The following is a 14,631-nucleotide window of genomic DNA, read 5'->3' as shown; positions in this document are numbered from 1 at the left end:
AGCGGTTGCTATCGGGGAGCGTCCCAAGACCGTGCCAACGTGACCGATGGGCAAACGACCCGTGTCGAACGAAGACGGATCAGCCCTCGCTTTGCCAACCCGCACGGAGCGGCAGGCGCAGGACGCGGTCGTTCGCGGTCATGAACAACGCCCGCCCCCGTTCCCCGAACGCGCAGTTGGCGATCGGCGCGCCGGTCGTCACCAGCGCGAGCGGCTCCGCATCGGGCGTCATGAACATCATCCCGCCGGGCACCGAACACACCAGCGTTCCGTCCCGCGCGACCTTCATGCCGTCGGGCAACCCCGCCCCGCCCCGCGCCTTCATCGCCTTGGCGTCGAGCAGCACCCGGGCATTGCGCACGCCCTTGGCGTCGAGGTCGTAGGCCGTGATCCGCGGTGCGGCTTCGTCCGACACCGATACGTAAAGTCGCGTTTCGTCGGGCGAAAGTGCGATGCCGTTCGGTCGCGTCAGGCTTCCCTCCAGCAGTTCGACCACGCCACCGGGACGCAGCCGATAGACGCCGTTCACCGACATTTCCTTCAGCGGCGACGTATCGCCTTCGGTCAGGCCGTAGGGCGGATCGGTGAAGTAGAGCGTCCCGTCGCGCGCCACATGCATGTCGTTCGGGCTATTGAACCGCTTTCCCTGATACCGGTCGATCACCACCTCGCGTCGCCGCGTAGCCAGATCCACGCGATCGATCGAACGACCACCACTGTTCGCGATCAACAACCTTCCTGCATGGTCGAGCGTCAGTCCGTTTGCACCCGGCTCCTGGACGAGCTTCGGATCGGTACCGCCTGCCCCCGACGGATCGAGGAACGGCACGGCGGGGCCACCCTTGTGCCAGCGACGAACGATATTGGCAGGCGGATCGGAGAACAGCAGATACTGCCCTGCCTCCACCCATACTGGCCCCTCCGCCCAGCGAATGCCGGTGGCGATCGTCTCGACGTGCGTGTCGGGCGCGACCATCCGGTCGAACGCGGGCGACAGACGCTGGATGCGCGGCTCGCCAGCGGGGCCAGCACCAAAAGCAGGCGCGGCGACCATCGCCATCGCTCCGAACAGGATGTCGCGACGTCCCGGCCGGAACGTGCCCTTCGCGCGACGCTCGAGGCCGATCTGTTTCATAGTCGATAGGCCTGCTTGACCAGATCGTAGGCGAGCGCTCGGGCAACCTCGTGCGCTTCATCCTCTTCGAGCCGGTGTTCGGCGACGAGTTTCGCCAGGAAGGCACAGTCCATCCGGCGCGCGACGTCGTGCCGCGCGGGGATCGATAGGAAGGCGCGCGTGTCGTCGTTGAAGCCGACCGTGTTGTAGAAGCCGGCAGTCTCCGTCGCCCGCTCGCGGAAGCGGCGCATCCCCTCCGGACTGTCGTGGAACCACCAGGGCGGGCCGAGCCGCAGCGACGGGTAATGGCCGGCGAGCGGGGCGAGTTCGCGGGAATAGGTGTCCTCGTCGAGCGTGAAGAGGATCAGCGTCAGCCGGGGATCGTTGCCGAACCGATCGAGCAGCGGCTTCAGCGCGCGAACGAATTCGCCGGGCAGCGGGATGTCGCCGCCCTTGTCGCGGCCGAAACGTGCCAGCACCGAGGCGTTGTGGCTGCGCGATACGGCAGGATGGAGCTGCATCACCATACCGTCCTCGACCGACATCGCCGCCATCTCGGTCAGCATCTGCGCGCGGAAGAGTTCGGCGTCTGCGGCGGTCGGCTGCGCCATGACGCGCGCATAGAGTGCCTCGGCTTCGGCGGGCGTCAGGTCCGCCGTCGAGGCCGACGGGTGACCGTGATCGGTCGAGGTCGCGCCGGCATCGCGGAAGCGCGCACGGTGGAAGCGGTGCGCGGCGAGATAGCCCGCATAGCTGCCGACGTCTTCGCCCGCGGTCTCGCCGAAGCGGCGGACGTTGGAGGCGAAGCCCGGCGTGTCGGGATCGACGACGGGGTCGGGGCGATAGGCGGTGACGACGCGGCCGTTCCAGTCGCTCGCGCGGATCGCGGCATGGTGATCGAGCGGGTCGAGCGGGCTTTCGGTGGTGGCGATCAGCTCGATGCCGAACCGGTCGAACAGCGCGCGGGGGCGGAAGGCGGGTGTCTTCAGCGCAGCGTCGATCGTGTCGTAGTACATGTCGGCCGTCGCGGGTTCGAGGCGGACGTCGATGCCGAACGCTTCGGCGAACACCCAGTCGAGCCACATCCGCGACGGCGTGCCGCGGAACAGATGGTAGTTCGCCGCGAAAATCTTCCAGATCGCATGCGGATCGGTCTCGGTCGGACTGCCATCCACCGTCGGCACACCGAGCGCGTCCAGCGGCACGCCCTGGCTGTAGAGCATCCGGAACACATAATGATCGGGGACGATCAGCAGCGAGGCGGGATCACTGAACGCTTCGTTCCGCGCGAACCATGCCGGATCGGTATGGCCGTGCGGACTGACGATCGGGAGGTCCTTTACCCCGGCATGCAGCGCGCGAGCGATGTCACGAGTGCGGCCATCGCCGGGAAAGAGGCGGTCGGGATGGAGACGTAGCGGATGGGTCATGCGAGGCGTTCCGGATCGACGGGAGTATAATGCGGTACGAGCAGGTGGATAACCAGCAACGCGACGAGATAGGCGCATCCGGCGACCGCGAAGATCGGGCCATAGCTACCGACGCCCGCCAGGATGGTGCCCGCGAACTTGGCCATCAGCATGCCGCCGCATGCTCCCGCCAGCCCGCCGAGACCGATCACCGATCCGCCCATGCCGCGCGGAAACAGGTCGCCTGGGATCGCGTACACGTTGGCGGAGAAGCCCTGGTGACACGCGCACGCCAGGCCGATCGCCGCGACCGCCCACCACAATCCGGGTGCCTGTGCGGCGAAGATGATCGGCAGCGCGAACAATGCGCAGGCGAACAACGCCGTCTTTCGCGCGCGGTTTGGCGTCTGGCCGCGTGCCAACAGCCGCGACGAGAACCAGCCGCCCGCGACCGATCCGACATCGGCCAGCATATACACGGCGACTAGCGGTGGACCGAAATCGAGCATCTTCACGCCGTATTGCCGGTTGAAGAAATCGGGCAGCCAGAACAGGAAGGTCCACCACACCGGATCGATCAGGAACCGGCCTAGCATATAGGCCCATGTCTGCCGCAGTCGCAGTAGCGTGCGCCAGCGGACCGGCTTGGCGGCGGGCACCGGGTCGGCCTCGATCCACGCCAGCTCTTCAGGCGTCACGCGCGGATGCTTGCGCGGCGATCGGTAGAACGCGAGCCAGGCGACTAGCCAGATCACGGTCAGCGCGCCCGTCGCGACGAACGCCATCCGCCAGCCGAACGTCACCGCGATCACCGGAACGATCAACGGCGTGAGGATCGCACCGACGTTCGAGCCCGCGTTGAAGATACCGATCGCCAGCGCGCGCTCGCGTTGCGGAAACCATTCGTTCGCCGCGGCCAGGGCTGCCGGGAACGCCCCGGCCTCGCCGATCGCGAGCGGGATACGCGCGAAAATCATCATGCCGGCGCTGGTGAACAGCGCGTGCGCGACATGACCGATCGTCCACAGTGTCACCGCGACCGCATAGCCGATCTTCGCCCCGACCCGGTCGACGAACCGCCCGAACAGCACATAGGCGATGCCGTACGCCGCCTGGAACGCGATCGCGAGATCGGCATAGCCCTGCTCGCTCCAGTTATAGCGCGCCTGCAGTTCGGGTTTCAGCACCGGCAGCACGAGTCGGTCGATATAGCTGAGTGCGACCGCAGCGAAGAGCAGCGCGCAGACGATCCACCGCACTTTCCCGCGCGGTTTCTCGATCATGGTGGCGGCGGTTACCAGTTGCACAGCGTGCCATCCTCGAGACGCGCGACGGGGAGGTAGGCGCGCTTATAGTCATAAGTCGCGGCAAGCTCTTCGTCGATGTCGGCGCCGAGCCCCGGCGCCTCCCCCGGATGCATCATGCCGTCGTCGAAGCTGTACGCATGCGGAAAGACCGCATCGGTTTCGTCGGTATGCGGCATATGCTCCTGCACGCCGAAATTCGGCACCGACAGCCCGAAATGCAGCGCCGCCGCCATCGCCACCGGCGACAGGTCGGTCGCACCGTGGCAGCCGGTCCGCACCTGGTACAGGTCGGCAAGCGACGCGATCCGGCGCAGGTGCGTGATGCCGCCCGCGTGCACGACGGTCGCGCGGATATAGTCGATCAGCTGGTTCTGGATCAGGTCCTTCGCATCCCAGATCGAATTGAACACCTCGCCGACCGCGATCGGCGTCGTCGTGTGGTGACGGATCAACTTGAACGCCTCCTGGTTCTCGGCCGGCGTCGGGTCCTCGATCCAGAAGAGGTTGTACGGCTCGAGCGCCTTGCCGAGCCGCCCCGCCTCGATCGGGGTCAGCCGGTGGTGGATGTCGTGGAGCAGATGCACGTCCCAGCCCATCGCCTCACGCGCGGCCTTGAAGAGTTCGGGGACGACGCGGAGATATTTCTCGGTCGACCAGACGCTTTCGCTCGGCAGGTCGGCGTCGGCCGGCTCATAGCGCGCGCCGTGCTTGGCGACACCGTAGGTCGAGGCGAGCCCCGGCACGCCGCATTGCAGTCGGATCGCCTTGTATCCCTTGGCCTGCTCCGCCTTGGCGACCGCGATCGTATCCTCGATCGTCGTGCCGTTGGCGTGCGCGTAGACCATGCACGCATCGCGCGCCGCTCCGCCGAGCAACTGGTACACCGGCATCCCCGCGAGCTTGCCCTTGATGTCCCAGAGCGCGGTGTCGACCGCAGCGATCGCCGCCATCGTCACCGGACCGCGCCGCCAATACGCGCCCTTATACAGATACTGCCAGACGTCCTCGATCCGGTGTGCGTCGCGGCCGATCAGGCACGGCACGACATGGTCGGTCAGATAGCTTGCGACGCTCAACTCGCGGCCATTGAGCGTGGCATCACCGAGCCCGGTGGTGCCGTCGTCGCATTCGATCTTCAGCGTGACGAAGTTGCGGCCCGGACAGGTGACGATGACGCGGGCGGAAACGATCTTGGGCATCGCGGGTCCTTCAGGCGATTTCGAGGATGGCGGATTTGAGCTGTGCCGAACTCGGCCCGGCCATGATCGTGAACAGGCCCGGCTCGACGACCTCGCGCATGTCGACGTCCCACAGCGCGAACGCGTCCGGCCCGAGCGTAAAGCGCAACGTCCGCCGCTCGCCGGGCGTCAACGTCACGCGTTCGAACCCCTTCAACTCCATCACCGGCCGCGCCACCGATGACACTTGGTCGCGGACGTAGAGCTGCACGACCTCGTCGCCGGCGCGCTGCCCGATATTGGCGACGTCGACCTCGACCCCGACGCTGCCGGCGATGCCGATCTTTGCCGCCGACAGCCGCGGTGCGCTGACCTCGAAGCGCGTGTAGCTAAGCCCGTGCCCGAACGGGAACAGCGGCGCCGTCTCCGCGAACAGGTAGCCGCGCTGCGTCGACGGCTTGCGGTTGTAATAGAATGGCACCTGGCCGACTTCGCGGACCACGGTCACGGGCAGCTTGGCACCCGGATTGATCCGCCCGAACAGCGCCTCGGCCATTGCGGTGCCGCCCTCCTGCCCCGGATACCAGCATTCGAGCACCGCGTTCGCCTTCGCCATCACGCCCGGCCAGCTCGGCGGACGTCCGTTGATCGCCGCGATCACGATCGGCTTGCCCAGCGCATGCAGCGCGTCGAACAGCGCGTTCTGCTCGCCGAGCAGGTCCAGTGTGGTGCGATCGCCCAGGTGATTGGCCGAGAACCCCTCGCGGCTGGTCTGCTCGGTATCGCCGATCGCGAGGATGATCGTGTCGGCACCGCGTGCGACCTCGACCGCCTCGGCGATCAGCGCGCGGTTCTTGGCCGGATCGGCGAGCAGCACCGCGTCCTGCGACCGGTCCTCGCTCTGCGTGATGAACACGCCCTGCGCATGGACGATCGTCGCCGCGCCGCCGACCAGTGCACGCACGCCGTCGAGCAGCGACACCGTCTGGCGCGGCGGCGCGGAATAGCCGCCGAGCCGCGCGACCGCTGCATTGGGCCCGATGACGGCGATCTTGCCCTTGGGCGCGAGCGGTAGCGTGCCGTCGTTGGTCAGCAGGCACATCGATTCGCGGGCAGCCTCCAGCGCGACGCCGCGCGCTTCCGCGTTACCGGTCAGACGAGCGGCGGCGCGGGGATCGACCGCCGAGTCCTCGAACAAGCCGGCACGGAACTTCAAGGCCAGCATGCGCGCGCAGGCGGCGTCGACCTGCGCGATCGGCACCGTCCCCGCCCGCACCTGCGCGGGCAGCGTGCGATAGGCCAGGCCATCGGGCAACGCGCTGTCGACTCCGGCCGCCAAAGCCAGCTTCGCTGCCCCGTTCAGGTCACGCGCTATGTGGTGGATCGTGTCGAGCTCCTCGATCGCGCCGTAATCGCTAACGATTGCGCCCGAAAACCCCCATTCGCCGCGCAGCACGTCGCCGAGCAGCCAGTGGTTCGCATGGCTCGGCACGCCGTCGATCTCATTATACGATGGCATCACCGCGCCGATCCCGGTCCGCGTCACGACCGCGCGGAACGGCGGGAAGAAGCTCTCGCGCAGTTCGCGCTCGCCGATCGGAGCGGGACCGATATTGTTGCCCGCCTGGGGCTGACCGTGGCCGGTCATGTGCTTCAGCGTCGCGAAGACCTTGCCGGGTGCCAGCGTCGTGCTGTCGCCCTGCAGCCCCTCGACCGCGGCGACCCCCATCTCGCCGCACAGATAGGGGTCCTCGCCGAACGTCTCCTCGATCCGGCCCCAGCGCGGATCGCGGGCGATGTCGACGACCGGCGACAGCGAGAGGTGGCTGCCATGCGCGCGTACTTCGCGACCAATGATCGTCTGCGCGCGCCGCATCAGGTCGCGGTCGAAGCTGCCGGCCATGCCGATCGCCTGCGGGAACATCGTCGCGTCGGGCGCCATGTAGCCGTGCAGCGATTCCTCATGGAAGATCACCGGGATGCCGAGCCGCGTCCCTCGCGCCCAGCGCTGGACCGCGTTGACGAACGCGATCGTCGAGGCCGTTCCGCGCCACGCAGCGCCGGTGCCGCCAGCCGTCACCGCGACCGATGGCCCGCCACGCTTGTCGGACGGCCGCGTGACCTGCCCGAACCCCGCCGGATACGCCGCGGTCGCGCGCGCCGGATCGAAATCGAGCCCGCCCGGCACCATCACATCAGCCTTGGTCGCCCACAAGGAAATGGTCTGGCCAACTTTCTCCTCCAGCGTCATCCGCGCCATCAGGTCGCGGACCCGAAGATCGACCGGCGCGCGGGGATCGCGGTAGGTGGGTGACGGGGTCGCAGCGTACGCAACGCCCGGGATAAGCCCTGTGATGGAGACCGAGCCGAGCAGGCCGAAAAGGTCACGCCGGGTCGGCATCATGGTCGGCGCGTTCCCTGCTGTCTTCGTACCGGCCAAGATTATCTCCTAATGTGAAACGCGGCATTGCTGTCGAAGCCGTCGTCGTGATAGCGATAACATGGCTGATCATCCGCGATCCTGTCAATGTGGTGCGGAACGGCGGGAGAGGATTATGACGATATTCGGCCGATGGATCGGTAAGTTCGTGCTTCTGTTCGGAGCGGCAATTGGTTTGACCGGACCGGCGCAAGCTGAAGACGGCTATGATCTCTGGCTGCGATATCCGGCTTCGGCGACGACAGGCGCGCGCGGCGCACCCACGATCGAGGCACGCGGCGATACACCTACGCTGAAGGTGGCCGCGGCGGAATTACGCCGCGGCGTAGGTTTGTTCGGGACGAGCACGCTGCCGATCCTGCTGGCCACCACCAACGATCCCGACGTCGCAGCACTCCGCCTTCCGCTGGCAGCGCTCGGCGATGAGGGGTACCGCGTTGGACACGTCACGCTCGGGTCCCGCCGCGTGCTTCTCGTCACCGCCAACACCGATCGCGGCGTGCTCTACGGCAGCTTCGCGCTGCTGCGTCATCTCCAGACCGGCGGCAGCCTCGACCGTATCGCCCTGACCTCGAGCCCCCGCGTGAAACTGCGCGTGCTCAACCACTGGGACAATCTGGATGGCGTGGTCGAGCGTGGTTATGCCGGCGCGTCGCTGTGGGACTGGTGGACACTCCCCGATTTCCGCGACCCGCGTTACACCGACTACGCGCGCGCCAATGCCTCGATCGGGATCAACGGCACTGTCCTCAACAACGTCAACGCGAAGGCGGAGAGCCTTACCGCGCCGTACATCGCCAAGGCTGCTGCGCTCGCCGACGTTTTCCGGCCATATGGGATCAAGGTATATCTGTCGGCGCGATTCTCGGCCCCGATCGAACTCGGCGGGTTGAAGACCGCCGATCCGCTCGATCCGCAAGTCGCGGCGTGGTGGAAGGCGAAGGCCGACGAAATCTATCGCAGCATTCCCGATTTCGGAGGCTTCCTGATCAAGGCGAACAGCGAGGGGCAGCCGGGCCCGCGTGATTACCACCGCAGCCATGCGGACGGCGCCAACATGCTCGCCGCTGCGGTCGCACCGCATGGCGGGATCGTGATGTGGCGCGCGTTCGTCTATGCCGAGACCGACCCCGATGACCGCGCGAAGCAGGCCTATACCGAATTCAAGCCACTCGACGGCAAGTTCGCGCGCAACGTCATCGTCCAGGTCAAGAACGGCGCGATCGACTTCCAGCCGCGCGAGCCGTTCCACCCGCTGTTCGGCGCGATGCCCAAGACCCCGCTGATGATCGAGTTCCAGATCACCAAGGAGTATCTTGGCTTCGCAACGCACCTTGCCTATCTCGGGCCGCTGTTCGCCGAGACGCTCGGCAGTCAGACGATGCGGACGCCCGGTGAGACCGTGGCGAAGGTCGTCGACGGTTCGGTGGAAGGTCATAGACTTACCGGCATGGCGGGCGTGGCGAATATCGGCCGCGACCGCGACTGGGCGGGATCGACGTTCAACCAGGCGAACTGGTACGCGTTCGGAAGGATGGCGTGGGATCCGACGCTCGGCGCCGCACCTGTCGCGCGCGAATGGGCGGCGATGACGTTCGCGCCCTCCCCCGTCGTCGTTGATCCGGTGGTCGCGATGATGATGGGATCGCGCGAGGCGGTGGTCGATTACATGACACCGCTCGGCCTCGCGCACGTTATGGCGACGGGCCACCATTACGGCCCCGGCCCGTGGGTGGCCGACCTCAAGCGCCCCGAATGGAACCCGGTCTATTACCACCGCGCCGACAAGGCGGGGATCGGCTTCGATCGGACCAAGACCGGGAGCAACGCGGTTACGCAATACGCGCCCGAGCTTGCCCGCAAACTGGCCGATCCTGCGACTACCCCTGAGCGCGACCTGCTGTGGTTCCACCATGTACCGTGGACGTACCGGACGACCTCAGGGCGATCGGTGTGGGCGGAAATGGTCCATGATTACGATGCGGGCGTGGGCTACGTGGCCGGCATGCGTCGGCAGTGGGACGGCGTGAAGACCGAGGTCGATGCCGAGCGCTGGGCAAAGACCGCGACGTATCTAGCGGTCCAAGAGCGCGAGGCGCGCTGGTGGCGGGATGCCAGCCTTGCCTATTGGATGTCGGTCAACGGCCTGCCGCTCCCGGCGGGGGCCGCGGCACCCGCACATGACTTGGCATGGTACAAGGCACAGCGCTTCCCGTACGCGCCCGGCAACCCGCAATAGCTGCGCGCTGACACTGGATAAGAGGACGAGGATGCGATGATGAGACGGTGGCCGGTAGCGCTGGTGTTGTGCGCCCTGATCGTGACAGGCGCGGGCGCGCGGGACACTGCGCCGACCCGAGACGCACATTGGATTGCAACATGGGGATCGTCGCAGATGATCGCCGAGGGGGACAATGCGCTCCCAGCCGATCGGGCCGCCGCGATCACGCTGCGCCAAGTGGTGCGGGTCTCGGCCGGGGGCGAACGCATACGCATCCGGCTTTCCAACGCGTTCGGCACGCGCCCACTGGCGATCGGTGGGGCGCACGTCGCCCGATCGGTCGCCCCCGGTACGCCGCGGATCGAGGGCGACGCGCGGCTGAACTTCTCCGGCCAGAGCGACGCAGTCATCCCGGCCGGCGCGGAAATCTACACCGACCCCATCACGTTCTCCGTCACAGCCGGTGCCGATCTAGCCATCAGCCTGTATCTGTCGGACGCCGCCAGCCCGCAGACCGGCCACCCCGGCTCCCGCGCTACGAGTTTCACGCTGGCAGGCAACGCGGTGGCGGACGAAACGTTGGCGGGCGCAACACCGACGACGCACTGGTATGCGATCGCGGATATCGAGGTCGCTGCCGCGCCGACGGCGGGGACGATCGTGGCGATCGGCGACTCGATCACCGACGGTTACGGCGTGAAGCCCGAGCGCAACACCCGTTGGACCGACGTGCTCGCACAGAGACTTCGCGGAACTACGGCGACACGCGCGATCGGCGTTGTCAATGCGGGGATCGGCGGCAATCGCGTTCTGCTCGACGGACTTGGTCCCAATATGCTCGCACGGTTCGACCGCGACGTGATCGCGCGTAGCGGCGTGCGCTGGGCGATCGTGCTGGAGGGTGTGAACGACCTTGGCGTCCTGACGCGCGAGGCGCCCGCCACTCCTGCGCAACATGCCGTGATTGTTGCGCAAATCACGGCCGGCTTCGCGCAAGTCGTCGCGCGGGCGCATGCTCACGGGATCAAGGTGATCGGCGGGACGGTGATGCCGTTTGGCGGCAACACCAATTATCATCCGACCGCGGAGAACGAGGCGGATCGGCAGGCCGTCAACACGTTCATCCGAACCTCCGGTGTGTTCGACGCCGTCATCGATTTCGACCGATTGATGCGCGACCCGGCGCATCCCGATCGGCTGTCTCCTGCGTATGACTCGGGTGACCACCTGCACCCGTCCGAAGCTGGCTATAGGACGATGGGCAAGGCTGTACCGCTGAGTCTGTTCCGCGGCGCGCGCGCGTCGACCCGGTCGCGATCGGTGATCGGCGTTGCGGCTCCCGTGCCGGTAGGCCCCTCGAACCGAGCGGACAAACGTCCTGCCATTGCGATCACCTTCGACGATATTCCGGCACACGGGCCACTCATACCGGGGCAGACTCGGGTGGATGTGATCCGGGCGATTACCGGGGCGCTGGCCGCGGCGAAGGCGCCGGCGTTCGGGTTTCTGAATGCGGGATTTGGCCTCGATGCGCCGGACGATGCTGCAGGGGCGATCGCGGCTTGGCGTGCTGCCGGACTGCCACTTGGCAACCACACTTACTCGCATGCCAATCTCGACAAGGTGGGCGCGGCTGCGTTTTCCGCCGATGTGGTCCGGAACGAAGCGCCTCTTTCCGCCGTCGCCAAGGGGACCGACTGGCATTGGTTTCGGTATCCGTTCCTTTCTGAGGGTAGCACACCGGCGGTTCGCGACGCGGCCCGTGCCGACCTGCGGGCTCGCGGGTATCGGGTTGCGGCGGTGACGATGAGTTTCAACGATTTTAGCTGGAACCCGGTCTATGCCGCTTGCTCGGTCAAGCGGGATGTGGGTGCGATCGCCACGCTTGAGGCGAGCTTTCTCGGCGATGCGCGGGCTGCTGCGTTGGCGGCACGGGCGCGGGCCAAGGCTCAGGTGGGACGGGACATTCCCTATGTCCTGCTGATGCATGTCGGGGCGTTCGATGCGCGAATGTTGCCGAAGCTGCTCGCGCTGTACCGCGAGATGGGGTTCCGTTTCGTGACGCTGCCCGACGCCGAAGCCGATCCCTATTATGCGCCGGCGGTCGGCCTTTCGCTGCCGGGGCCGACGCCGTCGCTTGCCGGCCCGCCTGCCCTGCCCGCGCTGGCCGGTCCGCCGGCGGGTCTGTGTAGCTGATTGCCGCCCCTCTCTCCCCCGGATCGGGAGAGAGGGGTTTCACCTCACTTCTCGTTGAGTGCCGCCTGCGCCGCTGCAAGCCGGGCGATCGGGACGCGGTAGGGGCTGGCGGAGACGTAATCGAGGCCGACCTTTTCGCAGAACGCGATGCTGGCGGGGTCGCCGCCGTGTTCGCCGCAGATGCCGAGCTTGATGCCCTCGCGGGTCTTGCGCCCGCGTTCGGCGGCGATTTCGATCAGTTCGCCGACGCCTTCGACGTCGATGCTCACGAACGGGTCCTTGGCGTAGATGCCCTGCTCGACATACGCGCCGAGGAAGCGCGAGGCGTCGTCGCGGCTGACGCCCAAGGTGGTCTGCGTCAAATCGTTGGTGCCGAACGAGAAGAACTCGCCGACTTCCGCGATCTCGCCAGCCCGCAACGCGGCGCGGGGGAGTTCGATCATCGTGCCGACGAGATACTCGATCGTCCGGCCCTTTTCGGCGAACACGGCCTTCGCGGCCTTGTCTACCACGGCCTTCATCAGCTCCAGCTCGCGGCGGGTGGCGACCAGCGGGATCATGACTTCAGGGATCGGGGCTGCGCCGGACTTCTCCGCGACATCCACGGCCGCCTCGAAGATGGCGCGCGCCTGCATCTCGTAGATCTCGGGGTAGGTCACGCCGAGACGGCAGCCGCGATGGCCGAGCATCGGGTTGAACTCGTGCAGTTCCGCCGCGCGGCGCTTGAGCGTGTCGACATCGACGCCCGCCGCGGTCGCGACTTCGGCAAATTCGGATTCCTCGTGCGGGAGGAATTCGTGGAGCGGCGGGTCTAGCAGGCGGATCGTCACCGGCAGGCCGGCCATCACCTCGAGGATTTCCGTGAAGTCCTTGCGCTGTTCGGGGAGCAGCTTCTCGAGCGCGACGCGGCGCCCCTTCTCGTCCGACGCCAGGATCATCTGGCGGACGTTGGTGATGCGGCTGCTTTCGAAGAACATGTGCTCGGTGCGGCACAGCCCGACACCCTCGGCGCCGAACTCGCGCGCGACGCGGCAATCCTCGGGGGTCTCGGCGTTGGCGCGGACCTTGAGGCGGCGGACCTCGTCGGCCCAGACCATCAGCGTGGCGAAATCACCCGACAGCTCGGGTTGGACGGTTGCGACCGCGCCGATCATCACTTCGCCGGTGGTGCCGTCGATGGTGAGCAGGTCGCCCTCCTTCACCTCGCGGCCGCCGCAGCGCATGATCTTGGCCTTGGCGTCGATGGAGAGCGTGCCGGCGCCGGAAACGCAGGGGCGCCCCATGCCGCGGGCCACCACGGCAGCGTGGCTCGTCATGCCGCCGCGTGCGGTCAGGATGCCCTTCGCCGCATGCATGCCGTGGATGTCGTCGGGCGAGGTCTCGGTCCGGACGAGGATGACTGCGACGCCGTCGGCGGCCTTCTTCTCGGCGGCATCGGCGTCGAACACGACTGCGCCTGAGGCTGCACCCGGCGATGCGGGAAGGCCCTTGGTCAGGACGTCGCGGTGCGCCTTGGGGTCGAGCGTCGGGTGGAGCAGCTGGTCGAGCGCCATCGGCTCGATGCGCAGGATCGCTTCCTCGCGGCTGATCAGACCTTCGTTGGCCATGTCGACGGCGATCTTGAGCGCGGCCTTGGCGGTGCGCTTGCCGGCGCGGGTCTGGAGCATCCAGAGCTTGGTCTTCTCGACCGTGAACTCGATGTCCTGCATGTCGCGATAGTGGTTTTCGAGGGTGTCGAACACGTCGGCGAGCTGGTGATAGACCTCGGGCATCGCCTCTTCCATCGAGGCGGGCTTGGCGCCGGCGTCTTCGCGCGCGGTCTTGGTCAGATACTGCGGGGTGCGGATGCCGGCGACGACGTCTTCGCCCTGCGCATTGATCAGGAATTCGCCGTAGTAGGCGCGGTCGCCCTTGGACGGGTCGCGCGTGAACGCGACGCCGGTGGCCGATGTGTCGCCCATGTTGCCGAACACCATCGCCTGGATGTTGACCGCAGTGCCCCAGCCGCCGGGGATATCATTGAGGCGGCGATAGACTTTCGCACGCTCGGACTGCCACGAGCCGAAGACGGCACCGACCGCGCCCCAGAGCTGGTCGTGGACGTCCTGCGGGAAAGGCTTGCCCCAGAGCTTCTCGACGAGGCCCTTATATTCGGCGACGAGTTTGCGCAGGTCGTCGGCCGAGAGTTCGGTGTCGAGCGTGAAGCCCTGGTCTTCCTTGGCGATCTCCAGCGCTTCCTCGAACGCGCCGTGATCGAGTTCGAGGACGACGTCGGCGTACATCTGGATGAAGCGGCGATAGCTGTCCCAGGCGAACCGCGCGTCCTCGGACTTGGCGGCGAGGCCTTCGACGGTCTCGTCGTTGAGGCCGAGGTTGAGGACGGTGTCCATCATCCCCGGCATCGACGCGCGGGCGCCCGACCGGACCGAGACGAGCAACGGGTCGGCGGGGTCGCCGAACGTCTTGCCCGTGACGCCCTCGATGTGCGCGAGGCCGGTTGCGACCTCGTCGCGCAGGCCCTGCGGGAACTGGCCGCCCTCGTCGTAATAGACCGCGCAGAAATCGGTCGAGATCGTGAAGCCCGGCGGGACCGGCAGGCCGATCGACGCCATCTCGGCAAGGTTCGCGCCCTTGCCGCCGAGCAGGTTCTTGTCGCCCTTGCCGCCATCCGAAACACCGCCGCCGAAGCGATACACATATTGGGTCATGGTCGGTCCTCTAAGTGTTTGTTTTTACCCGCAAGACGGCGCGGAAGTGCACAAAGTG

The 14,631-nt window shown here is 67.0% G+C and carries 8 protein-coding genes; 2 read left to right on the top strand and 6 right to left on the bottom strand.

Translation table 11 applies throughout. The features are described from left to right. Positions 1-79: 79 nt before the first annotated feature. The 5 genes from AC59GX_RS12670 to AC59GX_RS12650 are packed head-to-tail and all read right to left on the bottom strand — an operon-like array spanning position 80 to position 7,409. The gene (locus AC59GX_RS12670; protein ID WP_426281556.1) at positions 80-1,135 is read right to left on the bottom strand and encodes an SMP-30/gluconolactonase/LRE family protein; all 1,056 of its coding nucleotides are present in this window, start codon (positions 1,133-1,135) and stop codon (positions 80-82) included. Then, a complete protein-coding gene (uxaC, locus tag AC59GX_RS12665; protein ID WP_426281558.1) occupies positions 1,132-2,544 on the bottom strand; it encodes a glucuronate isomerase in 1,413 nt (470 codons plus the stop codon). The genes AC59GX_RS12670 and uxaC overlap by 4 nt, the downstream gene beginning before the upstream one ends. Beyond that, positions 2,541-3,806 (bottom strand): MFS transporter, encoded by a 1,266-nt coding sequence (locus AC59GX_RS12660; protein ID WP_426281851.1) that lies wholly within the window; start codon positions 3,804-3,806, stop codon positions 2,541-2,543. The genes uxaC and AC59GX_RS12660 overlap by 4 nt, the downstream gene beginning before the upstream one ends. An 11-nt stretch (positions 3,807-3,817) precedes the next feature. Then, positions 3,818-5,029 carry a D-mannonate dehydratase ManD gene (gene manD, locus AC59GX_RS12655; protein WP_426281559.1) on the bottom strand — a complete coding sequence of 404 codons (1,212 nt, stop codon included), beginning with the start codon at positions 5,027-5,029 and terminating at the stop codon, positions 3,818-3,820. 10 nt (positions 5,030-5,039) lie between these two features. Further along, positions 5,040-7,409, bottom strand: coding sequence for a glycoside hydrolase family 3 N-terminal domain-containing protein (locus tag AC59GX_RS12650; protein ID WP_426281852.1), 2,370 nt, complete (start codon positions 7,407-7,409; stop codon positions 5,040-5,042). Between the two features lie 154 nt (positions 7,410-7,563). Here AC59GX_RS12650 and AC59GX_RS12645 point away from each other — a divergent pair, with 154 nt between their 5' ends. Further along, complete coding sequence (locus AC59GX_RS12645; RefSeq protein WP_426281560.1) at positions 7,564-9,687, top strand: alpha-glucuronidase family glycosyl hydrolase; 2,124 nt, start codon at positions 7,564-7,566, stop codon at positions 9,685-9,687. A gap of 39 nt (positions 9,688-9,726) precedes the next feature. Next, complete coding sequence (locus tag AC59GX_RS12640) at positions 9,727-11,865, top strand: GDSL-type esterase/lipase family protein (RefSeq protein WP_497301813.1); 2,139 nt, start codon at positions 9,727-9,729, stop codon at positions 11,863-11,865. A 44-nt stretch (positions 11,866-11,909) separates the two neighbouring features. Here AC59GX_RS12640 and ppdK read toward each other — a convergent pair whose 3' ends face one another. Next, the gene (ppdK, locus tag AC59GX_RS12635) at positions 11,910-14,573 is read right to left on the bottom strand and encodes a pyruvate, phosphate dikinase (protein WP_426281562.1); all 2,664 of its coding nucleotides are present in this window, start codon (positions 14,571-14,573) and stop codon (positions 11,910-11,912) included. Positions 14,574-14,631 lie beyond the last annotated feature (58 nt).

It is taken from the genome of Sphingomonas sp. 320_CC (assembly GCF_059691795.1).
This window is presented reverse-complemented; position numbering and strand designations above follow the sequence as displayed.